This is a genomic window from Streptomyces sp. NPDC020379 (assembly GCF_044387105.1).
Classification (GTDB): domain Bacteria; phylum Actinomycetota; class Actinomycetes; order Streptomycetales; family Streptomycetaceae; genus Streptomyces.
The window spans coordinates 1-23,157 of the sequence record NZ_JBIRVR010000012.1 but is presented as its reverse complement, the minus strand read 5'-3'; the positions used below and the strand labels follow the sequence as shown (position 1 = coordinate 23,157).

General features: G+C 72.6%; 20 protein-coding genes. 9 read left to right on the top strand and 11 right to left on the bottom strand.

Annotated elements, in window-relative coordinates; translation table 11 throughout:
* Positions 1-101: 101 nt before the first annotated feature.
* Both ACH427_RS17325 and ACH427_RS17320 read left to right on the top strand, forming a co-directional pair.
* Entirely contained in the window at positions 102-1,031 is a 930-nt protein-coding gene (locus ACH427_RS17325; RefSeq protein WP_398870329.1) for a hypothetical protein, read from the top strand.
* A gap of 287 nt (positions 1,032-1,318) precedes the next feature.
* Positions 1,319-1,732 (top strand): ATP-binding protein, encoded by a 414-nt coding sequence (locus ACH427_RS17320; RefSeq protein WP_398870328.1) that lies wholly within the window; start codon positions 1,319-1,321, stop codon positions 1,730-1,732.
* 77 nt (positions 1,733-1,809) lie between these two features.
* Here ACH427_RS17320 and dapC read toward each other — a convergent pair whose 3' ends face one another.
* Together dapC and fdxA are read right to left on the bottom strand one after the other, a co-directional pair.
* Positions 1,810-2,907 carry a succinyldiaminopimelate transaminase gene (gene dapC, locus ACH427_RS17315; protein WP_398870327.1) on the bottom strand — a complete coding sequence of 366 codons (1,098 nt, stop codon included), beginning with the start codon at positions 2,905-2,907 and terminating at the stop codon, positions 1,810-1,812.
* A 99-nt stretch (positions 2,908-3,006) separates the two neighbouring features.
* Positions 3,007-3,336 (bottom strand): ferredoxin, encoded by a 330-nt coding sequence (gene fdxA, locus ACH427_RS17310; protein WP_030366150.1) that lies wholly within the window; start codon positions 3,334-3,336, stop codon positions 3,007-3,009.
* Positions 3,337-3,450: 114 nt separating this feature from the next.
* Here fdxA and ACH427_RS17305 point away from each other — a divergent pair, with 114 nt between their 5' ends.
* Positions 3,451-4,449 carry a GNAT family N-acetyltransferase gene (locus ACH427_RS17305; RefSeq protein ID WP_398870326.1) on the top strand — a complete coding sequence of 333 codons (999 nt, stop codon included), beginning with the start codon at positions 3,451-3,453 and terminating at the stop codon, positions 4,447-4,449.
* Between the two features lie 72 nt (positions 4,450-4,521).
* A complete protein-coding gene (locus ACH427_RS17300) occupies positions 4,522-5,367 on the top strand; it encodes a tetratricopeptide repeat protein (RefSeq protein ID WP_398870325.1) in 846 nt (281 codons plus the stop codon).
* A gap of 253 nt (positions 5,368-5,620) precedes the next feature.
* Here the strand turns inward: ACH427_RS17300 and ACH427_RS17295 are convergent, their stop codons facing one another.
* The 9 genes from ACH427_RS17295 to ACH427_RS17255 form a co-directional block, all read right to left on the bottom strand.
* A complete protein-coding gene (locus ACH427_RS17295) occupies positions 5,621-6,733 on the bottom strand; it encodes a PP2C family protein-serine/threonine phosphatase (RefSeq protein WP_398870324.1) in 1,113 nt (370 codons plus the stop codon).
* A 99-nt stretch (positions 6,734-6,832) separates the two neighbouring features.
* Positions 6,833-7,474 (bottom strand): response regulator transcription factor, encoded by a 642-nt coding sequence (locus ACH427_RS17290; protein ID WP_398870323.1) that lies wholly within the window; start codon positions 7,472-7,474, stop codon positions 6,833-6,835.
* 295 nt (positions 7,475-7,769) lie between these two features.
* Positions 7,770-8,978, bottom strand: coding sequence for a sensor histidine kinase (locus ACH427_RS17285; RefSeq protein WP_398870322.1), 1,209 nt, complete (start codon positions 8,976-8,978; stop codon positions 7,770-7,772).
* A gap of 36 nt (positions 8,979-9,014) precedes the next feature.
* On the bottom strand, positions 9,015-9,758 hold the full coding sequence (locus ACH427_RS17280) for an ABC transporter permease (RefSeq protein ID WP_398870321.1): 744 nt from the start codon (positions 9,756-9,758) through the stop codon (positions 9,015-9,017).
* On the bottom strand, positions 9,755-10,708 hold the full coding sequence (locus ACH427_RS17275; protein WP_398870320.1) for an ABC transporter ATP-binding protein: 954 nt from the start codon (positions 10,706-10,708) through the stop codon (positions 9,755-9,757). The genes ACH427_RS17280 and ACH427_RS17275 overlap by 4 nt, the downstream gene beginning before the upstream one ends.
* A gap of 165 nt (positions 10,709-10,873) precedes the next feature.
* Complete coding sequence (locus ACH427_RS17270) at positions 10,874-13,627, bottom strand: hypothetical protein (protein ID WP_398870319.1); 2,754 nt, start codon at positions 13,625-13,627, stop codon at positions 10,874-10,876.
* A gap of 306 nt (positions 13,628-13,933) precedes the next feature.
* On the bottom strand, positions 13,934-14,314 hold the full coding sequence (locus ACH427_RS17265) for a DUF6113 family protein (RefSeq protein ID WP_398870492.1): 381 nt from the start codon (positions 14,312-14,314) through the stop codon (positions 13,934-13,936).
* Between the two features lie 5 nt (positions 14,315-14,319).
* A complete protein-coding gene (gene mshB / locus ACH427_RS17260; protein ID WP_398870318.1) occupies positions 14,320-15,213 on the bottom strand; it encodes an N-acetyl-1-D-myo-inositol-2-amino-2-deoxy-alpha-D-glucopyranoside deacetylase in 894 nt (297 codons plus the stop codon).
* Positions 15,214-15,284: 71 nt separating this feature from the next.
* A complete protein-coding gene (locus ACH427_RS17255) occupies positions 15,285-15,479 on the bottom strand; it encodes a hypothetical protein (protein WP_116213708.1) in 195 nt (64 codons plus the stop codon).
* Between the two features lie 186 nt (positions 15,480-15,665).
* On the opposite strand from ACH427_RS17255, the gene ACH427_RS17250 reads away from it, so the two are divergent.
* From ACH427_RS17250 to ACH427_RS17230, 5 genes are all read left to right on the top strand, one after another.
* A complete protein-coding gene (locus tag ACH427_RS17250) occupies positions 15,666-17,783 on the top strand; it encodes a prolyl oligopeptidase family serine peptidase (protein ID WP_398870317.1) in 2,118 nt (705 codons plus the stop codon).
* A gap of 320 nt (positions 17,784-18,103) precedes the next feature.
* Entirely contained in the window at positions 18,104-19,081 is a 978-nt protein-coding gene (locus tag ACH427_RS17245; protein WP_398870316.1) for an ABC transporter permease, read from the top strand.
* Between the two features lie 47 nt (positions 19,082-19,128).
* A complete protein-coding gene (locus ACH427_RS17240) occupies positions 19,129-20,934 on the top strand; it encodes an ABC transporter substrate-binding protein (RefSeq protein WP_398870315.1) in 1,806 nt (601 codons plus the stop codon).
* A 121-nt stretch (positions 20,935-21,055) separates the two neighbouring features.
* Complete coding sequence (locus tag ACH427_RS17235; protein WP_398870314.1) at positions 21,056-22,033, top strand: ABC transporter permease; 978 nt, start codon at positions 21,056-21,058, stop codon at positions 22,031-22,033.
* Positions 22,034-22,046: 13 nt separating this feature from the next.
* The gene (locus ACH427_RS17230; RefSeq protein ID WP_398870313.1) at positions 22,047-23,069 is read left to right on the top strand and encodes an ABC transporter ATP-binding protein; all 1,023 of its coding nucleotides are present in this window, start codon (positions 22,047-22,049) and stop codon (positions 23,067-23,069) included.
* Positions 23,070-23,157 lie beyond the last annotated feature (88 nt).

Here is a 23,157-nt window from a genome sequence, read left to right as displayed (position 1 = left end):
CCCGGCCGGAAGAATCCGGCGGATCCCGCGCGGAAGGCCCCGGAGTGCGGCCCGGGGCACGGCCCTCATGATTCTCATATCTCTCCAGTAACGTTTGCCGCATGTCCCGGATCTTCGTCACCCGTCGTGGTCGCCTGCTGCGCGTCGTGGCCGCCTGCGCCGTGCTGCTGGCGCTGATCGGTTACGGCGTGGCCCAGCTGGTGACGGGCGGCCCCGGCGCCCCCCGCTGCACCGTGCGGGCCAACGGCGCGTCGTACGCGATGGCGCCCGAGCAGGCCGTGAACGCCGCGACCATCTCGGCCGTGGGCGCCGCCCGCGGGCTGCCGGAGCGCGCGGTGACGATCGCGCTCGCGACGGCCATGCAGGAGTCGGGGCTGCGCAACATCCACCACGGCGACCGCGATTCGCTGGGCCTGTTCCAGCAGCGCCCGACGCAGGGCTGGGGCACGGCGGACCAGATCACCGACCCGGTGTACGCGGCGGGGAAGTTCTACGACCACCTCGTGCAGGTGCCCGGCTATTCGCGGCTGCCGCTGACGGTGGCCGCGCAGAAGGTGCAGCGCAGCGGCTTCCCGCAGGCGTACGCCAAGCACGAGCCGGACGCCTCGCTGCTGGCGTCGGGCCTGACGGGCCGGGCGGAGGCCGCCTTCAGCTGCACGACGAGCCCGGCGGACGGTCAGCACGGGGACCCCTCGGCGGTACGGACCAAGCTGCGGCGCGAGTTCGGCGCGACGGTGCTGCCGGCCACGGACGGCACCGGGGGCGCGGGCACCAACGGCGCGGCGGGCGCGGCCGCCCGCACGGTGACGGTGCCCGCGACGTCGACGACGGACGCGCCGGACGACGCGCCCACGCGGCGGGGCTGGCAGCTGGCGTCGTGGGCCATGGCCCACGCTTCCGAACTGCGGATCGAGCGCATCGACTTCGCCGGCCGCGAGTGGACGGCCGAGGACTCGCGGGACGGCTGGCGCGTGACGAAGGACGCCGCGGCCTCCCCGTCGTCAGAGGTCCGGATCACCACCGTTCAGTAGTACGAGCGGCCCCTCCTGCGGGGTATCCGCCCGGGGAGCGGGCGCAAATCCGGCATGCCCCGCGGAGCCCGTCCGGCTACTCCCAAGCCCCTTGCGACTAAAGGCTTGTACGCCTTTAGGACAACGTCGCACCCTGCGCGTTTTGCCCGGGAATTCCCGAAACCGATAATGCGACGCATTGCCAAGGCTTTACCTTCGGGCACCGCAACCTTCGAGGCTCTCACGCGGTAGTCACTGCGTCCGCTCGCCGGACAGCTAACGTCGTCAACTCCGCCAAAAGGAGCATCATGTCCCTCCCCCTTTCGCGTCGGATCGCCCGGGTAGCCCTGCTGGTCGCCGCCGGTGCCGCACCCGTCATCGGCGCGGCAGGAGCAGCCAACGCCGCGGACTTCAAGGCCCCTGAGCTCAGCGGTCTGAGCACCGTGGACGGCGCGAGCCTGGGCAACAACATCGCGGCCACCTCCCACAAGGCCGGCGTCGCGACGGCCGCGGTCGGCCACAAGGCCGTGGACACCGCCGCCCCGGGCGCCACGGACACGCTCGGCAAGACCGCCCAGAGCACCACCCCGGCCGCGCAGAAGGTGGCGGGCGACCTCGGGGGCTCGGCCGCGGGTGTCGTGGGCAGCACGGCGGAGACCGCGACGAAGGGCGGCCTGCCCACCGGTGGACTGCCGACCGGCGGCCTGCCGCTCGGCCACTGATCCGTCTTTCGTCACGCGAGAGGGCCCGGGAGCGATTCCCGGGCCCTCTCGCTTCTCGTGCGGGGTGCGGTCCCCGGTCAGGCGGACAGCCGCCGTACCGCCTCGGCCACCCGCTCGTCCGTGGCCGTGAACGCGACGCGGACGAACCGTTCGCCCGCCACTCCGTAGAAGTCGCCCGGCGCGACCAGGATGCCCCGCTCGGAGAGGTCCGCCACGGTGTCCCAGCACGGCTCGTCGCGCGTGGCCCACAGATACAGCGACGCCTCGCTGTGCTCGATCCGGAAGCCCGCGCGCTCGAGCGCGGCGCGCAGGGCCGCGCGCCGGCGCGCGTAGCGCTCGCGCTGCTCGGCGACGTGCGCGGTGTCCCCCAGGGCCGCGACGGTGGCCGCCTGGACGGGGGCGGCGACCATCATGCCGCCGTGCTTGCGGATCTGGAGCAGCTCGCCGAGCACCGCGGCGTCACCGGCGAGGAACGCGGCGCGGTAGCCGGCCAGGTTGGAGCGCTTGGAGAGCGAGTGGACGGCGACGATCCCCTCGTACGAGCCGCCGCACACCTCCGGGTGCAGCACCGAGACCGGGTCGGCCTCCCAGCCCAGCTCCAGATAGCACTCGTCGCTGAAGAGCAGCACGCCGTGCTCGCGCGCCCAGGCGACCGCCCGGCGCAGCTCGTCGGCGGTGAGGACCCGGCCGGTGGGGTTCGACGGGGAATTGAGCCACAGCAGCTTCACGCCGGCCGGGTCGAGGTCCCACGGGTCGTCGTAGACGACGGGCTCGGCGCCCGCGAGCCGCGCGCCGACCTCGTAGGTGGGGTAGGCGAGCCGCGGGTAGGCGACCTTGTCGCCCGCGGTGAGCCCGAGCTGCGTCGGCAGCCAGGCCACCAGCTCCTTGGAGCCGACGACGGGCAGGACGTTGGCGTGCGTCACGTCCCGGGCGCCCAGGCGGCGCTCCACCCAGCCGGTGAGCGCGTCGCGCAGCGCGGCCGTGCCCCACACCGTCGGATAGCCGGGGCTGTCGGCGGCGTCGGTCAGGGCCCGCTGGATCAGCTCGGGCACGGGGTCCACGGGGGTGCCGACCGACAGGTCGACGATGCCGTCGGGGTGGGCCGCGGCCGTCGCCTTGTACGGGTCGAGCCGGTCCCACGGAAAGACGGGAAGACGGGAAGAGACTGCGCCCACGGGTGCTCGCTCGCTCTCTTGCGGATGGGTGCTCGGATCAAATGCCGCGACCCCGCACGGCGCGAGGGCCGTACGGGGCCGTGGTGGCTGCCGCGAGAATCAGTGCTCGGGGTTGATGTCCGCCGGCAGCGCGGCGATGAAGGGGTGGTCACGCTCGATCAGGCCGAGCTTGGAGGCACCACCGGGCGAGCCGAGCTCGTCGAAGAACTCGACGTTCGCCTTGTAGTAGTCCTTCCACTCCTCAGGAGTGTCGTCCTCGTAGAAAATCGCTTCGACCGGGCAGACCGGTTCACAGGCACCACAGTCGACGCATTCGTCCGGGTGGATATACAAGGACCGGGAGCCCTCGTAGATGCAGTCGACGGGGCACTCCTCGATGCACGCCTTGTCCTTCACGTCGACACAAGGCTGCGCGATGACGTAGGTCACGCTGTCGTTCCTCCTCGGTAGGGCTCATCTCGCGCGGGAGCGCGGCGTCGTCGATGCCCACACCTAGTATCTCCGTTCCCGGGCAGTTGACGAACAAGAGGGGCGAGGAGAGCTGTGGAATTCACCACGGGCGGACGGCTGGAAGTCAGGATCAGTACCGCTGATGTGGGAAAAAGGGTATCTGTCCGACGGCTGAACGACCCCGGACGGTCCCCCGAGCGGTTCACGGACACCGTCGGGGTGCTCGACTCCTGGGACGGAGGTGTGCTGCGGATCACACGGCGGACCGGTGAGACGGTGGTGATCGAGGAGTCCTCGCTCGTCGCGGGCAAGGTGATCCCGGCCGCTCCGGCGCGCAGGCGCGGACCGGCCACGACGGTGCGGGAGCTCCAGGAGGCCGCGACGCGCGGCTGGCCCGCGCGGGAGACGGCGGCGCTGGGCGGCTGGACGCTGCGGGCCGCGGGCGGTTTCACCGCCCGGGCCAATTCGGTGCTGCCCCTGGGCGATTGCGGGATGCCGCTGCCGCGGGCCGTGGAGCGCGTCGTCGCCTGGTACGGGGAGCGCGGCCTGCCCGCCATCGTGCAGGTCACGACCGGCGACGCGGCCGAGGACGAGCGGCTGGACGCGGAGCTGGCGCGGCGCGGCTGGACGGCCGAGCGGCACGCCGTGGTGCGCACGGCCGCCCTGGCCCCCCTCGCCGACACCACGGCCGACACCGGCCGGGTGCTGCTCTCCCGGGAGCCGGACGAGGCGTGGCTGCGGGCGTACGGGCGCGCGTCGGCGTCCGCCGCCGACGCGCTGGCGGTGCTGACGGGCGGTCCCTCCGTGTGGTTCGCGACCGTGCCGGGCGAGGAGCGGCCCGCGGCCGTCGGGCGCTGCGTCGTCGACGGCCGGTGGGCGGGGTTCTCCGGGCTGGACGTGGACCCGGCCCGGCGCCGGGAGGGCCTGGGGACCCTGGTCATGGCCGCGCTGGCCGAGCGGGCGCTGAGCGAGGGCGCCTCGGCGGCGTACCTCCAGGTGATGACGGACAACGGCGGGGCGGACGCGCTCTACGACGGGCTCGGCTTCACCACGCACCACGCGTACCACTACCGTCGCGCGCCACGGGGATAGGCGGTCACAGGCGCACCATGGACACCGGCGGTGGGTGTTCTCCCCCACCGCCCCGAGCGGGTACGAGGACCTATGGATGACACCGACGACACCACTGGCCGACGGCGGCGGTTCGCGGAGGCGGCGCGGGAGGACCGCCCCGATCTCGCGGCGCTCTGCCTCCTGATCGGGGCCGAGGCGAACCCGGAGGAGGGCGAGGCGGCCATCGACGCGGCGCAGATCGAGCTGGACCGGCTGGCCGGGATGCTTCCCGCGCTGGGCCGCGCCGCCGCGCCCCGGCTGTGGGCCGCGGCCCTCGCGGAACTGCTCGGGGAGCGCTGCGGGTTCCGCGGCTCCCCCGCCGACTACCGGCGGCTGGAGTCCTCGCTCCTCGGCGAGGTGCTGCGGCGGCGGCGCGGGCTGCCGATCCTGCTGTCCGTGGTGTGGATGGAGGTGGCCCGGCGGGCCGGGGCGCCCGTCTACGGGGTGGCGCTGCCCGGCCACTTCGTCGTGGGCTTCGGCGACCCGGACGGGCCGCATGTGCTGGCCGACCCCTTCGACGGCGGACGGCAGCTGTCCGAGGACGAGGCCGGGCTGCTGGTGGCGGGCGCGACCGGGACGCCGCTGACGCCGTCGATGTTCTCCCCCGCCGAACCGCTGGAGATCGTGCTGCGCGTCCTCAACAACATCCGCGCCTGGGCCGCGGCCCGCCCCGAGCGGAGCGAGGTGCAGCTGTGGGCGGTCGACCTCTCGCTCCTCCTGCCGAGCCACCCGGCGCGGCTGCGGTACGAGCGGGCGGAGCTGCTGGTGGAGCGCGGGGACTTCGTGGGCGGGGCGCGGGAGATGGAGGAGTACGCGGAGGTGATCGACGCCCTGGAGCCGTCGGTGGCGCGGACGGTCCGCCGCGAGGCGCGGGCGGCGCGGGCCATGCTCAACTGAAGGGGCGGGGGGCTTTGCCTGAGCCCGTCGCCCGGCTGCGGACGGTCCGCCGCGTGCGGCATGCCGCTTGCGGCGGGGCGGGAGCACGGCTGCCGGCCGCGTGCGGCCTGCGGCGGGAGCGCGGCTGCGGGCCGTCCGCCGCGTGCCGCCTGCGGCGGGAGCTCCCCCGGCTACCGCCGGGAGGTGCCCCCACGGGCTGGATTTCCGGCACCCGGGTGAGCACGTGCGGGTCGGGACGGCCCGCGGCGGGCCGTCAGGCCCTGTCGCAAGCCAGCGCGTCCCGGACTATCAGGACCGCCGCGTCGTCCTTGAGTTCGCCCTCCGTGAAGGTCTCCAGGTCCGCGCGGAGGGCGCGGGCGAGTTCCGCCGGCGGCAGCCGGGCCCAGCGGGAAAGCCGCTCGCGCAGCGGGTAGAAGCGGCCCCGCGGGTCGCGTGCCTCGGTGACGCCGTCCGTGCACAGCACCAGCCACTCCGGCGAGGACGCGTCCGTACGGCAGGCCGCCGAGTCGACGGCCCGGCGCGGTGCGCCGGTGAGCGGGCCGAGCCCCAGCGGCAGCCCGAAGTGTTCGGGGAGCCGCTCCTCGACCCGGTCGCCGCTGATGACGTAGTACGGGATGTGGCCGCAGGACAGCACCCGGGTCGTCGTGCCGGGCGGGCCGACCTCCAGCAGCAGCGCGGTGACGAAGCGTTCGTCCGTGCCGGTCAGGGAGAGCGCGCTGTTGTGCCGCAGCAGCGCCCCCTCCATGTGGTCGGCGACGGCCTCCAGCGCGGCCTCGTGATAGGCCGCCTCCCGGAACGACGTGAGCACCGCGTGCCCCGCCCCGATCGCCGGCATGCCCTTGCCCTGGACGTCCCCTATGAGGATGCGCTGTCCGGCGGGGCTCTCCACCACCTCGTAGATGTCGCCGCCGACCCGGGCGCCCTCCTGCGCGGAGATGTAGAACCCGGCGATCCGCAGCGGCCCGGCGGTCAGGGGCAGCTCCCGCAGGATCGTGCGCTGCACGGCGTCCGCCACCATCCTCGTCCGGTCGTACGCCGCCTCACGCTCCAGCAGCGCCGCGCACAGGGCCACGGAGAAGCCGGCGACGAGGAGCGCGCCGAGGACCGCCACGAGCACGCCCGCCGTGTCCCAGCGGGGCATGATCACGCAGTGGGTCACCGCCTGGGCCGCCGCGAAGACCACGGCGACGACGACCGTGCGGCCCAGCGAGCAGAGCCGGGCGGCGATCAGGGGCATGACGCTCGCGATCAGGGCGAGCCGCAGCCGGGTGCCGGTCAGGCAGTCGAGCACGGCCAGCACGGCGATGCCCGCGATGAGCAGCGCGGTGAGGACGCGTCCGCCGTCGGGGACGCGCTTGATGTGCACGGCGGCGTTCCCCTCCCCCTCGCGTCCTCGTCTTCCGTAGGGACCCTACGACGGCCATATGACAGCCTTGCGACAGAGTGCCCGATTCTTGACGCGCCGCTACAGCCAGCCCTTGTCCCGGGCGATGCGGACGGCCTCGGCGCGGTTGCGCGCCCCGGTCTTCTGGATGGCTGTGGAGAGGTAGTTGCGGACGGTGCCGTGGGAGAGGTGCAGGGCCGCCGCCAGCTCCGCGTTGGTCGAGCCGCCGGCGGAGGCGCGGAGCACGGCGCGTTCGCGGTCGGTCAGCGGGTTCGCGCCCTCGGCGAGCGCCGCGGCGGCGAGGGTCGGGTCGATGACCCGCTCCCCGCGCAGCACCCTGCGCAGGGCGTCGGCGAGCTGGGCCGCGGGCGCGTCCTTGACGAGGAACGCCTCCGCGCCGGACTCCATCGCGCGGCGCAGATAGCCGGGGCGGCCGAAGGTCGTGAGGATGACCACCTTGAGCGCGGGCAGTTCGCGGCGGAGCAGCGCGGCGGCGTCGAGGCCGGTCATGCCGGGCATCTCGATGTCGAGCAGGGCGACGTCCGGGGCGTGCGCACGCGCGGCGTCGAGCACCTCGTCGCCGCGGGCGACCTGGGAGACGACCTCGATGTCACCCTCCAGTCCGAGCAGCGCGGCGAGGGCTTCACGGACCATGGACTGGTCCTCGGCGAGGAGCACCTTGATGGTGCGATCGGGTACGGCGGGGCTGGGCTGCTCGGTCACAGCGACAGGGTAGGTGCTCGGGCATGCCACCCCGGACGACGCCCGCCGCCCTGCCGGAGTGGCCGGTCCATGGGGGCGCCCCCACCCCCGTCGGGGGCGCCCCCACGCGTCTTCGCCGGCCGGCCGGGCCGGATCACAGTCCGCCGGGGCGCCTCCCAGCAGTAGCCGGGGGGACTTGAGCCGAAGTCGGGCCGGGCCTTACGAGCTCACATCAGTCACCATCGGCCCGTCCGGCACCGGAGGTGGTGCGGACAGCCGCCCGCACCCGGCCGGCGACGCCGGCCCGGACGAACCGCTAGGCATCCACCGCCACGCTCCGCGAGAGCGGCACGCGAGCCCGCAGACGGAAGCCGCCCTTGGGGCCCGGGCCCGTTTCGAGGCTGCCGTCCGCGAGCGCGAGCCGTTCCGTCAGGCCCGTGAGGCCGTTGCCGTACGCGCCCCGCGGGCCCCGGCCGTCGTCCGTGACGGTCAGGCACAGCTCGTCGTCCACCTCCACCAGGGAGATCTCGCAGCGGCGCGCCCCGCTGTGCCGCACCACGTTGGTCACGGCCTCCCGGAGCGCCCAGGCCAGCGCGCCCTCCTCGTCCGGCGGCAGGTCGGGATGGCCGGTAGTGGCCCGGTCGAGGTCCGCGGTGACGCCCGCGGCGGCGAGGGCCGTACGGGCTCCGGCGATCTCGGCGTCCAGGGTGGGGCGGCGAAAGCCGCTCACCGCCTCCCGTACGTCCACGAGTGCCTGGCGGCTGACCCGCTCGATGTCCGCGACCTGCTGCGCGGCCTGGTCGGGCTTGTCCGGCAGCATCCGGCCCGCCAGCTCGCTCTTGAGCGTGATGAGCGACAGCGAGTGGCCGAGGAGGTCGTGCAGATCGCGGGCGAGCCGCAGCCGTTCCTCGTTGGCGGCGAGGTGGGCGACGGTGGCCCGCGCCTCGCGCAGCGCCCTCGTCGTACGGGCCATCTGCCGCACGCCGACCATCGCGAAGCCACCGAGCAGCGCCGGGAGGACGAGCACCGGCAGGAACGTGTCGGTGTCCGGGATGTTGAGCCCGACGGCGAACATCCCGCCCAGGGCCAGCAGGATCGCGAAGCGCGACACCTTCATCGGCAGGCCGGCGCCACAGCCGACGCACACATAGACGAAGAGGACGAGCCAGGGGGCGCCGAGCGTCAGCGACAGCACGACGGCCATCACGAGCAGCAGGACGAGCACGGGAAGCACCCGTTCGTCCATCGGCCGCGAGGTCTTCTGGAGGACGAGGGCGATGTAGACGAGGACGAAGGCCAGCAGGCCCAGCCCGCCGAGAATGTCGGCGGCCATCGTGTGGTGGTCGCCGAGGACGTCCTCGGCCGGTGCCGCCAGATAGGCGAACCAGATCCCGACCCAGGCCAGCTTGACCAGCGCCTGGCGCCGGGTGTCGGGCCGGGTGCCGATGCCGTTGAACTCCACCGGTTCGTCATCGGCCGCGAGGATGCCACGCCACCACTCCCGGCAGCGTACGAGCACGCTCATCGCGCTTCCTTCCTCACGGCCGACGGCATCGGTGTGTCAGGCCTTGTGGGTGTCCTTGCGGTACAGCCAGGCGGCGGCACCGGCGAAGATCACAAGGTAGGCGAACAGGATGGAGACGTCCTTCAGGTGCGGCGCGTCGCCCTGCTCGATGGCCTGGCCGAGCGCGGCGTAGGCATGGGTGGGCACCCACTCCGTGATGTTCTGCAGCCACTTCGGGAAGGTCGCGGTCGGCATCCACAGGCCGCCCAGCACGGACAGGCCGAAGTAGATGATCATCGTGATGGGGCGCACGGCGTCGCCGGTGGCGAGATAGCCGACCGCCACACCGAGGGCGGCGAAGACGATGCTGCCCGCCCAGATCGCACCGGTCAGCGCGAACCACTGCCAGGCCGCGTCCATCCGCACGTCCTTGACGAGGGCGGCGACGGCGAAGACGACCAGGATCGACGGCAGGGACACCACGGCGGCGGAGGCGACCTTCGCCGTCACATAGCCGCGGCCCGGCAGCGCGGTGAGCCGCAGCTGGCGCACCCAGCCCTTCTCGCGCTCCTTGGCTATGCGCTCGCTGTTGCCCACGAGCACGGCGGTGATCGCGCCGAAGGAGGCCATGGAGACCATCATCAGCAGCGGCAGCGTCAGGTGCGTGCCCTTGACGATCTCCGTGGAGCTCGCGCCGCCCGCGATCAGCAGATACAGACCCGCGGGGTAGACGACGGAGAAGAACATGAACTTCTTGTTGCGCAGGGTGCGCGCGATTTCCAGCTTGATCAGGGTGTTCATCGGGCCGCCTCCTCGGCGGTCGCGGCGTCGGTGATGGCGATGAAGGCCTGCTCCAGGCCGAGGCCCGCGACCTCCAGATTGCGCGGGTAGAGACCCAGGCCGTAGAGCGCGTGGACCGTGGCGTCGGCGTCGTGCGACTGGATGCGCACGGTGCGGCCGGACACCTCCAGGGAGGACAGGAACGGCAGCTCGCGCAGCGCGGCCTCGCCGATGTGCCCGTCCAGGTCGAAGACGATCCGGCGGGCGCCCGCCTTGGCCTTGATCTCGGCGGCCGAGCCGTCGGCGAGCACGCGCCCGCGGTGCAGCACGATCACCCGGTCGGCGATCGCGTCGGCCTCCTCCAGATAGTGCGTGGCGAAGAGGACCGCGCGGCCCTCCCGGGCCTGCTGCCGCATGACGCTCCAGAACGCCTGCCGGGCGGAGACGTCCATGCCGGTGGTCGGCTCGTCGAGCACGACGAGCTCATTGGCCCCGGCGGTGGCGAGGGCGAAGCGCACCCGCTGCTCCTGGCCGCCGGAGAGCTTGTTGACCATGCGGTCGGCGATCTCGGCGAGGTCCGCCTTCTCCAGGACCTCCTGCACCGGATACGCCCGGGGGTGCAGGTCGCAGGCGAGCTTCACGAGCTCGCGGACCTTCACCTCCTCCATCAGGCCGCCGCTCTGGAGCATCGCGCCGACCTTGCCCTGGGCGATGGCCCCCTGCGGCGAGGTCCCGAAGAGCTCCACGCGGCCGGCGTCGGGGGTCCGCAGGCCGAGGAGGAGGTCGAGGGTCGAGGACTTGCCTGCGCCATTGGGGCCGAGGAGGGCGACGGTCTCGCCCGGGTACAGCTGAAGGTCCAGGTCGGCGACGGCCCGGACTTCGCCGTAACTCTTGCTTACGTTCTCAAAGCTGACCACGGGGGCGCCGGTGCGGCGCCCTTCCCCCGTGAACGTGCTCGCTGTAGTGGTCATACCCAAGATGGTTCCAGGCCGTGGCCCCGCCCGGCAGTGTCAGCCGTCGTGTGCTGCCGATGACAGATGTCATGGTTCGGATAACCGGCAGGTCACGAGCCCCGGACGCACGCGAGCCCCCGTGCCGGGTGGGGCACGGGGGCTCAGCCGGTCCGACGGTGTCCGTCAGCTCGGGTTGAGCGGGATGACGCCGACGCGCTCGGCGGGCGTCTTGCCCAGCAGGGCCTTGCGCAGGGCGCCCACGACGTCCTGCGGGGTCACCTCGGTCTTGCTGCCGTCACCGCGCTGGACGCGGATGCCCGCGAAGGTCGTCCCGTACAGCTCCTTGACGGCTTCGAGGTTGTAGCTCTCGACGAGCTTGCCGTCGACCTCCTTGACCGAAAGGATCTTCGGCAGCGAGTGGTCGGGGCCGAACTGGATCTTGTGTGCCGGGTCGGTCTGCACGGTGACCAGGCCGGACATGGCGGGAATCGCGAAGCTCTGCATCTCCCGGTCGACCTCGGCCTTGCTGACCTTCGGCTGCTGGTCCGCGCTGGGCAGCTCCACGGTCTTGTCCTGACCGGTGGCCGCCCGGTCGCGGTACGCCTGGGCGACGGCGGCGACAGCCTTGTCGGTGTCCAGGCCCTGGTACGCCTGGCCGTAGACCGGCACGGCCTTGCCCGCCTCGAACTTGATCGTGCCTTCCTTGGCGGCGCCCGTCTCGCCGGAGGCCCGCTTCAGGGCGTCCGCGATCTTCTCCTCGTCGGCGCCGATCGAGGGCTCCGCCGTACGGGTGCCGCCGACGAGGGAGCCGATGACGGTGAGCGGGTTGTAGTCCCGCCCGGCCGCCGCCCGCACCGTGGCCTGCGTGTCGATGGTCAGCCCGGCCACGGCCGGCTTGAGCGTCGCCTGCTTGCCGCCGATCGACACCTTCAGCGGCGCCGTCGCGCGGTCGCCGAGGGCGGAGTCGAGCTTCTGCACGGCCTGCTCCTTGGAGCTGCCGCCGATGGCCACGCCCAGCACGGTGGTGCCGTTCGGCACATCGGCGTGGTCGAGCAGCAGCCCGGCGCCGTACGCGACACCGACGATGCCGACGAGCGCGCCACCGGCCAGGACGAGCTTGGAGCGGCCCTTCTTCTTCGGGGCGCTCTTCACGGGCGCGCTCTTGGCCGGGGCGCCCTTGGCCGGTGCGCTCTTGGTCTCGGAGGACGCCGCGCCGGGCGCGGGCACCTTCGGCTTCGGCACGGCCACGCGGGGCGCGCCGCTGTCCACGGGCGCCTTGGCGCCGGGGCCCGCGGGCGGGGGCACGGCGGGCACGCCGCTGACGAGCGTCTCGCCGGCCGCCGGCCGCCCGCCGGGCGGGGGCACCTTGGCGCCGCCCTTCTTGCCGCCGCCCTTGCCGCCCTTGGGGCCGCCCTTGGCCTGCTTCGGCGCCTGGGTGCCCGCGGGGGCCTGCGGGCCCGCCTGCGCGCCGGCGGCCGGAGCCGGGACGCGCGGGAAGCCTTCGCGCGGCGTGTCCGTGCGTCCGTCGGCGAAGGCGCCGCCGCCGGGCGGAGCGGGGGCGAACGGATCCGCGAGGGCGTTGTGGCCCATGGCGGGCGCGGGGAACTGCTGCGTGGACTCCACTGCCTCGTTCCACGGCGCGGCACCGGCCGCCGGGGGCGCGCCCGGGGTGCCCGTGGCCATGGGGTCGGCGGGCCACGGCGTGGCACCGGTCGTGGAGGGGGCGGCGGGCCACGGCGTGCTGCCCGTCGTGGACGCGCCGGGGACGGCACCGGTCGTCGAAGAACCGCCCGGCCAGTCGTCGACCTGCGAAGCACCGGCGACAGCACCACCGGGCGCCTGCGGCTGCTGCACGGCACCGGTCGTCGAAGAGCCACCCGGCCAGTCGTCGACCTGCGAAGCACCGGCGACAGCACCACCGGGCGCCTGCGGCTGCTGCACGGCACCGGTCGTCGAAGAACCGCCCGGCCAGTCGTCGACCTGCGGGCTCCCCGTCGTGGGCGCCCCGCCGGGCCACGGCGCCGCGCCACCGGGCGCGGGCGGCTGCGGTACGGCACCGGTCGTCGAGGAACCGCCCGGCCAGTCGTCGTCCTGCGAACCGGAACGGCGCGCGGCACGCCCGGTCGCGGCGGCGTTGCCCTGCCAGGGCGTGCCGCCCGTGGCGGACGCGTCGAGCGGCCAGTCGTCGGCGGGGGCGGGTGCGCCCGCGGCCTGGGCACCGCCAGGCCAGGGGGTCGCCGCGGTGGTGGAGGGGCTGCCCGGCCAGTCGTCGGCCGGGGCGCCGGGGGCGGCCGGGCCGCCGTTCTGCCAGGGCGTGGCGCTGGTCGTGGAGGCGGCCGGCGGCCAGTCGTCCAGGGGCGCGGCGACGGCCGGGGGCGCCTGCATCACGGGGTTCGCGCCGGTGGCCAGCGGGTCGGCGGGCCAGGGCGTGGCGGCGGTGGTCGAGGGGTCCGGGGCACCGGTCATGGGTGCCTGCCGGGGGACGCCACCGCTCGGGGTGCCACCGGAAGCGGAACCTCCGCCGAAGCCACCGGCCGCGCCGGAGCCGTCGCCTGACGCACCGCCGACAGCACCGCCCTGCGTGCCCGGACGCCGGTTGGCGCCGGTCGAGGGGCCGGGGGCGGACGGGCCGGACTTGCGCGGCGCGAACCAGTCGCTCGTCTTCTCCTTCTCACCCTTGCCACCCCCCTGACGCTCGGCCTCCGCGCGCGCCGGGGCCGCGGACGGCTCGGGGCGGCGGGGCAGCGCGGGCTTGCGCTCGGCGGCGGGCGCGGCCGGAGCGCCGGGCGCCGCCGGGGCGTTGTCGCCCTCGGCCGCCTCGTCAGCCACGGGCGTGCGCATGATGACCGGCGGAATGGGGCGCGAACCCGGGATGTTGATGCGGATCCGCGTCGTCAGCGTGGTCTCGGTCCTGGGCTCTTCCGGCTTCGGCGGCACGGCCGGCTCCTCGCTGCCGCCACCGTCCGAGGACGCGTGACGGGTTCCGTACGGCGGGGTCCCCGACGGGTAAGCGGCGCCACCGCGCCCCTGGGGCCCGGAGGACGAACTGTCAGATTCACGGCTCAAAGCAGGTTCTCCCGGTTAGCTCCGCCGCCCGTCATGACCTCGTTCGGGCGGCTCGGCGGCGCGCACCACCATACTGGGCACCGCGGATACGCACTTGACGGCTGCCGGATCCCCCCGGCGGCAGGAAGTACGGGGCGCGCCTTCGCGCCTCGCGCTCCTCAGGCAGAAATCGTCACGTCACTTGCCAAGTCGGACTGAAGGCCCGTCCGGTTGCGGCACTTTCGGGAGCGTGGCGCAGATCACAGCCACGGCCATCCCGCCCAGCAGGAAGGCGTACGAGCCCAGTCCGGCACTGAAGAGGAAGTCGCCCTCCGGTCTGCTCGCGGTCAGCAGCAGCACGGCGACGATCCAGCCGATCCCGGGCGCCATGCCGCCGCCGCGGGTGCGGGTCGCGAGGAGCCCGCCGTAGCTCAGCCCGGCGATGGCCAGCAGAGCCAGCGTCAACCCGCCGGGGAACCAGCCGCCTTGCACCAGCGATCCGGCGGCCCCGGCCAGCGCCCCGAGGACGGTGAGGCCGAGGTAGGAGCCGATGCGCGCGGCGCCGATCGGGGAGGCCATGCCGCTCACGCGTCCACCCCCGCGAACAGGTCGTCCTCGCGCTCGGCACCCGCGGTGCCCCGCGCGAGTCTGTAGTACTCGGTGGCGAAGAGCGGCTGCCCCAGGTCGTTGGAGAGCGCGAAGAAGGGGCCGTCCACGGCGATCTGCGTCACGTGGGCGCGCATCGCGGCCGCCTTGGCCTCGGCGTGGGCGGAGCCGTCGATCGCCGCCGTCACCTCGGCGTCGTCGACGACACCCGGCACGTCCGTCTCGGCGGCGATGCCCGGGAAGGGCTTGCCGACGCCCATCTCGCGCAGCCGTGCGAAGCCTTCCTCCAGGACGGAGCGCGGCACGCAGTTCCAGTAGACCTTCGCGATCTCGTGCGGGTCGCCGAGGTCGCGGCGGAAGGCGCTCTCCCCCGCGAGCTCCACGGCGCGCATCGCGACGCGGTGCGCCTGGATGTGGTCGGGATGGCCGTAGCCGCCCTCGGGGTCGTAGGTGACCAGCACCTGGGGCCGCGTCTCGCGGATCACCTCCACGAGGGAGGTGGCCGCCTCGTCCACGTCGGCCTGCCAGAAGGACCGGGGGCGCTCGTTCTGCGGGGCGCCCAGCATGCCGGAGTCGCGGTAACGCCCGGGGCCGCCGAGGAAGCGGTGGTCGGTGACGCCCAGCTCCCGCATGGCGTCGGCGAGCTCGCCCGCGCGGTACGGCCCGAGGGCGTCGTCCCGGTCGGCGGCGAGATGCGCCAGTTCGCCCGGGATCACCTCGCCCTCTTCACCGAGGGTGCAGGTCACGAGGGTGACATGGGCCCCTTCGGCGGCGTACTTGGCCATGGTCGCGCCGTTGTTGATCGATTCGTCGTCCGGGTGCGCGTGCACCAGGATCAGCCGGCGGCCCGTCGAGGGGAAGCGGTCGGTCATGGGAACAGCCTACGAGCCCGGCCGGCCCCGCGGGGCGCCCGCCCGCACTGTCGCCGGCGCCCGCGGGCCGTTCAGAACTTGATGTTGCTGATGACGTCGGTTGCGCTCTTGGTCAGCTGGTTGAGCGTCGGGGCGATCGACGAGCTCGAGAGGTAGAACCCCAGCAGCACGCAGACCGCGGCGTGGCCCGCCTTCAGCCCGGACTTCCGGACCAGCAGGAAGACGATGATCGCCAGCAGCACCACCGCCGAAATCGAGAGTGCCACAGCGGTTCACCTCCATGTACGCGCGGTCGGACGGACAAGGGACGGATGGCATACGGATGCCACCCGCGAGATACCAACTATGCGTCAGTGATCATAACTTTCCGGTGCCCCAACCTCACTCGGTGCACAGGAGCAAATCCGGGGCGCACGGCGAGATCGCGCCGCCCTCGCCGTAGGCTCGCCGGCATGACCGGACAGCTCACATTCCCACGGCAGTACGCCAGAACCCAGCGCTTCTCCCTCGGCGCGCCGCGCTCATTCACCGTGTCGCCGGATGGTTCACGTGTCGTCTTCCTGCGCTCCCGCACCGGTTTCGATCGGGCAAACGTTCTGTGGGTGCTCGACCCCGCGACCGGACGGGAGTATCCGGCCGCCGATCCCGCGGTGTTGCTGGGTGGCGCGGACGAGGAGCTGTCGGCGGAGGAGCGGGCCCGGCGCGAGCGCAGCCGCGAGGGGGCGGCGGGCGTCGTCGGCTATGCGGTGGACAGCGCCGTGGAGTTGGCGGCATTCGCCCTCTCGGGGCGGTTGTTCATCGCGGAGTTGCGCGGCGGCACCGCCCGTGAGCTGGTCGTTCCCGGCCCGGTGGCCGATCCGCGCCCGTCGCCCGACGGCCGCCGGATCGCCTATGCCGCGGGCGGCGCGCTGCGGGTCGTCGAGGCGGACGGCAGCGGCGACCGCGCCCTGGCCGAGCCGGAGAGCGCCACGGTGACCTGGGGGCTGGCGGAGTTCATCGCGGCCGAGGAGATGCACCGCACGCGCGGCTTCTGGTGGGCGCCGGACGGAGAGTCCCTGCTGGTCGCACGCGTGGACGACGCGGCCGTGCGGCGCTGGTGGATCGCCGACCCGGCCCATCCGGACCGCGAGCCCGCCGAGGTCGCCTATCCGGCGGCCGGCACGCCCAACGCCGAGGTGACGCTGTCGCTGCTGGGCCTCGACGGCTCGCGCACGGACGTCGAGTGGGACCGTGCACGTTACCCCTACCTGGCACAGGCGCACTGGTCACAAGGCAATCCGCCGCTGCTGCTCGCACAGGCGCGCGACCAGCGGAGCCAGGTGTTCCTGACCGTCGACACGGCCACCGGCGCGACCCGCGTCCTGCATACGGAGGAGGACGCAAACTGGCTGGATCTTTTCCCTGGCGCGCCCGCCTGGACCCCGGACGGCCGACTGGTACGGATCTCCGACGAGGGCGGCGTACGGGCCCTGACGGTGGGCGACCGGGCCCTGACCGGACCGGCGTTGCACGTCCGCGCCGTACTCGACGTCGGCCCCGGCGACCTGCTCGTCTCCGCCTCCGCCGGGCCGGAGGCGAAGGAGCCGGAGACCGGCGAGACCCATGTCTACCGCGTCGGCGAGCACGGCGTGGAGCGCGTCTCGGAGGGCCGGGGGTGGCACTCGGCGGTGCGGTCCGGCGCGGTGACCGTCCTGGTGTCGACATCGCTGGAGCACAGCGGGGCGACGGTTCGGGTCCTGCGCGACGGCGTGCGGACCGCCACGGTCACCTCCCACGCGGAAGCGCCGGTGCTGGCCTCCCGCGCGCGGCTCACCGAGGCGGGCGCGCGGCGCATCCCGTGCGCCGTCCTGCTGCCGGCCGGCTACGCGGAGGGTGACGGGCCGCTTCCGGTGCTCATGGACCCGTACGGCGGACCGCACGGGCCGCGCGTGGTGGCCGCGCACAACGCCCACCTGACCTCGCAGTGGTTCGCCGACCAGGGCTTCGCGGTGGTGGTCGCCGACGGCCGGGGCACCCCGCACCGCTCCCCCGGGTGGGAGAAGGCGATCCGGGACGACTTCGCGGGCGTGACCCTTGACGACCAGGTCGAGGCGGTCCGGGCGCTCGCCGAGGAGTACCCCCTGGACCTGGGCCGGGTCGCGATCCGCGGCTGGTCGTACGGCGGCTATCTCGCGGCACTGGCCGTGCTGCGCCGCCCCGACGTCTTCCACGCGGGCATCGCGGGCGCCCCGGTCACGGACTGGCGGCTGTACGACACCCACTACACCGAGCGCTATCTCGGCGACCCGGCGGAGCGGCCGGCGGTCTACGCCCGCAATTCGCTGGTCACCGACGAGGGACTGGGCGAGACGGCCGGGCAGGCGCGGCCGTTGATGATCATCCACGGCCTCGCCGACGACAACGTGGTCGCGGCCCACACCCTCCGGCTGTCCTCCGCCCTCCTCGCCGCGGGCCGCCCGCACGAGGTGCTGCCGCTGTCCGGGGTGACGCACATGACGCCGCAGGAGCAGGTGGCGGAGAACCTCCTGCTGCTGCAAGTGGACTTCCTCAAGCGGTCGTTGGGCATGTAGCCAGGGCCGCTCCCGCCGGACGGGGTCGCGCATGGCAGTCGACCCAGCCACATCGAGCCCGTCCGGCGATCGAGGACACCGCCGCGCAGCGGTGGTGCGGAACAGGGCGGCCCGCGGAAACAGCCATCCGGTCCCCACAGTCCGACAGGGCTGTCAAGCACGGCCCGCGCTCGATCCCCTCAACCTTCACCCAAGAAGCGCCGCCTCCGCACGCAGACCCCTTGACTGCGCCGCGAATCCATTGCCAAAGTCCGCTCAACCCACCGTGCGCTCCAGGTCCGCGATGGGCCAACTGGTCTACAGTGCGGGGGATTTACGCAATGACGAGTCCTTCCCTGAGCACCCTGGCACCATCGGAGCCGACGGGCCGCTCACCCGGCCGGCTGATGTGGCGCCGGTTCAAGCGTGACCGCGCCGGGGTGATCTCCGCGTACGTCGTGCTGTTCTTCTTCCTCGTCGCCCTGGCCGCCCCGCTGATCTCCAAGCTCTACGGGAAGGACGCGACGACCACCTACGGGCTGAACGAGCGGGGCCTGCTCAACGAGTTCGGCTATCCCGTGCAGCCCAACGGCGGCGTGTCCGGCCGCTTCTGGTTCGGCATCGAGCCGACCCTCGGCCGGGACGTGCTGACCCAGCTGGTCTACGGGATCCGCACCTCCCTGCTCATCGCGACCGCCTCCACCGTCCTGTGTGTGATCACGGGCGTCCTGGTGGGGGTGACGGCCGGATATCTGGGCGGGCGGACGGACTATTTCCTGGGGCGGTTCATCGACCTGCTGCTGGCCTTTCCCTCGCAGCTGTCCTTCATCGCCTTCACGCCGGTCGTCTACTCCCTCTTCGTCAGCCCGGAGAAGGAGACGCCCACCTATCTGCGGGTGGTCACCCTGATCCTCGTCCTGTGGGTGCTGGGCTGGATGGGGCTGGCGCGACTGCTGCGCGGGCAGGTACTGAGCCTGCGGGAGCGGGAGTTCGTCGAGGCGGCCAAGGTCACCGGAGCCTCCCCCTGGCGGATCATCAGCAAGGAGCTGCTGCCCAATCTCTGGACGCCGATCCTGGTGCAGTCGACGCTGATGCTGCCCTCGATCGTGACCATCGAGGCGGGCCTGTCCTTCATCGGCGTCGGCATCGTGGAACCCACCCCCGACTGGGGCCGGATGTTCGCGAACGGCGCCCATTACTACGAGAGCGACATCACCTACATCTTCTTCCCCGGCCTCGCGATGATCATTTTCGTGGTCGCCTTCAACCTGCTCGGGGACTCGGTCCGGGACGCCTTCGACCCCCGGACCGGGCGCTGACGCAGGCGCCCTACCAGTTATCGACGGACAGGCAGGTGCATCGACCCATGAACGCGTTGACGAGATATCGCAGGTCGAGAGCGCGGTGGTGCGGCGCCGCGGCCCTGGCGGCCGGGGCCCTGGTGCTCTCCGCGTGCAGCAGCGGAGGCGGCGGCGGGGACGGGGCGAAGGACCAGGGGCCCGGCGCGGACAAGAACAGGGCCTCGAACTACTCGATCGGCACCAAGGAGGACTCGGCCGGCCCCGCCCCCGACGTCCCCGGCGCCAAGAAGGGCGGCACCGTAGGCGTCCTCCAGCGCGACGCCTTCGTCCACCTGGACCCGGCGCAGATCTACTACAGCGACATGCTCACCGATCAGATGCTCTACAACCGCTCGCTGACCTCGTACAAGGTGGACGACAAAGGCAAGGTCAAGGTCGTCGGCGATCTGGCGACCGACGCGGGCACGCCCTCCGACGGCGGGAAGACCTGGAAGTTCACCCTCAAGGACGGCCTGAAGTTCGAGGACGGCTCGGCCATCACCTCCCAGGACGTCCGGTGGGGCATCGAGCGGCTCTACGCCGACTTCGAGACGGACGGCCCGATGTACATCCCGCAGTGGCTCTCCGGTGACGGCACCGCCTTCCGCAAGGCACTGCCCGACGGCCCGTACAAGGGCGGGCACCTGCCCTCGTCCGTGCTGGACACCCCGGACGACAAGACGCTCGTCCTCCACTTCCGGGCGCCGCACGCGGACACGCCCTTCGCGACCGCGATGCCCAACATCGGCGCGGTCAAGGCGGCGAAGGACACCCAGCGGAAGTACGACAACGCGCCCTTCTCCTCGGGCCCGTACAAGGTCGGGGACTACAAGGTCGGCAAGTCGCTGACGCTGGTGCGCAACGACCAGTGGGACCCGAAGACGGACCCCGTGCGCCATCAGTACGCCGACCGGTTCGAGATCAGCTTCGGCCATCAGCTCGCCGACTCCACCCGCCGGTTCCTCGCCGACCAGGGCGGCGACAAGAACGCCATGTCGTTCACCAACGCCGTCGCGCCGGAGATGACGGAGAAGGTGCTGAACCAGCCGGACACCAAGGACCGCCGCTTCGTGGAGATCCAGCCGTACGTCGACTACATCAGCTTCAACATGAACCGGCTGAAGGACGTCAGGGTCCGCAAGGCGCTCGCGTACGCCATGCCCAACGGGCAGATCCTCCAGCAGATGGGCGGCACGACCGCCGGAGTGCTGGCCACCAACTACCTCTCCCCCGCCATGGACGGCTACCAGCCGACCGACCCCTACGGGAAGAAGGCCAAGCCCGCCGGTGACCCGGACAAGGCCAGGGAGCTGCTGAAGGAGGCCGGCAAGGAGGGGCAGGAGATCGTCTACGCCTACCCCAACACGGACCTCCAGCAGAAGATCTCGGTGGTCGTCACCCAGGCGCTGGAGCGCGCCGGCTTCAAGGTGCAGAAGAAGGAGATCGACTCCAACACCTGGCCGACCGCGATCGCCGAGGTGAAGAACAAGTTCGACATCTACCGCACCTCGTGGGGCGCGGACTGGCCCGTCTCCTCGACGGTGGTGCCCCCGCTCTTCGACGGCCGGGGGATCGCCGACGGCGCCCAGAACTACGGTCACCTCAACGACGTCGCCGTCAACAAGGAGATCGACCGGATCAACGCCATCCCGGACGTGAAGAAGGCCGCGCCCGAGTGGCAGAAGCTCGCGGACAAGATCTTCACGGACGATGTCCCGGGCGTGCCGACCTTCTACAACCGGCAGTTCGCGCTGTGGGGTTCGAACCTCGGCGGGGTCCGCTACCACCCGGTCTACGGCACCGCCGACCCGACTGGCGTCTACGTCAAATAGCGCCGGCCCCCGTGCGGCCGGGCCCCCGCCGGCCCGGCCGCACCCGCGCCCCGGACCCGTACCGCCCGTCCGGCCCGCGCCCCGCCCTCCGGACAGCCCGCCGACCGGAAGACCGCGAACCATGCTTCGATTCCTCGCCCGCCGCTCGCTCGGCGCGATCGTGATCATCCTGCTGATCAGCGCGATCACCTTCCTGCTCTTCTTCGCGCTGCCCTCCGAGCCGGCCCTGATGTCCTGCGGCAAGAACTGCACCCCGGACGCCATCGCCGTCATCAACAAGAACCTGGGACTCGACCAGCCGGTGCCCGTCCAGTACTGGCACTACATGACGGGCATCTTCGTCGGCCGCGACTTCTCCGTCGGCCACTGCCCGGCCCCCTGCTTCGGCTATTCCTTCTCCAACCAGCAGCCCGTCTGGGGCACCATCGTCGACCGCTTCCCCACCACCTTGTCCATCACCCTCGGCGGGGCGGCCGTCTTCCTCGTCGTGGGCGTCGGCATCGGGATGATCGCCGCGGCCTTCCGCGGCACCTGGATCGACAAGTTCTTCAGCTCCCTGTCGCTGGTCGGCAACGCCCTCCAGATCTACTTCGTCGGCGTGATCGCGCTCGCGGTCCTCGTCAGCGGGCTGCACTGGATGGACAACCCCGCCTACTACCCGATCACCCAGAACCCCGGGAAGTGGTTCATGGGGATGCTCATCCCCTGGCTGGTGCTCTCCATCATCTTCATCGCCAACTACAGCCGCATGACGCGCTCCCAGATGATCGAGCAGCTGGGCGAGGACCATGTGCGCACCGCGCGCGCCAAGGGCCTCAGCCGCCGCGCCGTCTTCTTCCGCTATGCCTGGCGGGGCGCGCTGGCCCCGATCGTCACCATCTTCGGCATCGACCTCGGGTCGCTCTTCGGCGGCGCGATCATCACCGAGTTCACCTTCAGCCTGCACGGGCTGGGGCGGCTGGCCGTCTCCTCGGTCAGCGAGACCGACCTGCCCACCCTGATGGCGGTGATGCTGGTCGGCTGCACGGCGATCGTCGTCGCCAACATCGTGGTGGACGCCGCCTACGCCCTCATCGACCCGCGCGTGCGCCTCGCCTAGGAGCAACGACACCGTGACCACATCCGAGGGCGCGTTCCTGGCCGTACGGGACCTGTTCGTCCGCTTCGACACCGAGGACGGCGTCGTCAAGGCCGTCGACGGGCTCTCCTTCGAGCTGGAACGCGGCCGCACGCTCGGCATCGTCGGCGAGTCCGGCTCCGGGAAGTCCGTCACCAACCTCGCGGTCCTCGGGCTGCACGACCCGCGGCACACCGAGATCAAGGGCGAGATCCTGCTCGACGGACAGGAGCTGACCGGCGCGCCCGAGTCCACGCTGGAGAAGCTCCGCGGCAACAAGATGGCCATGATCTTCCAGGACTCGCTCACCGCGCTCTCGCCGTACTACACCGTCGGCCGCCAGATCGCCGAGCCCTACCGCAAGCACACCGGCGCCTCCCGGCGCGAGGCCCGGCAGCGCGCCGTGGAGATGCTCGACAAGGTCGGCATCCCCAACGCCACGCTGCGCGTGGACGATTACCCGCACCAGTTCTCCGGCGGGATGCGGCAGCGGGCGATGATCGCGATGGCCCTCGTCTGCGACCCCGAGCTGCTGATCGCCGACGAGCCGACGACGGCCCTCGACGTCACCGTGCAGGCCCAGATCCTCGACCTGCTCAAGGAGCTCCAGCAGCAGACCGGTTCGGCGATCATCCTCATCACCCACGACCTCGGGGTGGTCGCCCACACGGTGGACGAGCTGCTGGTGATGTACGCCGGCCGGGCCGTGGAGCGCGGCACGGTCCGCGAGGTGCTGCACGAGCCCCGCCACCCTTACACCTGGGGGCTGCTGAACTCCATGCCGCTGCTGGACTCCGACGTCGAGGAGCCGCTCGTGCCCATCCCCGGCACCCCGCCGAGCCTGCTCACGCCGCCGCCCGGCTGCCCCTTCCACCCGCGCTGCGGCTACGTCGCCGAGGTCGGCGGCGACCGGTGCTCGACCTCGCGCCCCGAGCTGCCGCCCGGCCACGGCGCGGCCTGCCACCTCCCGCCCGCCCGGCGGCGGACGGCCTTCGACCGGCCCGAGGAGTCCCGATGAGTTTCCTGAGTCAACCTCTAGGCCGCCACGGACTCGTCGGCTGCCGCTTTGATCTTGCCGTTGGCTTGGTGGATGTCGGGGTCGTAGC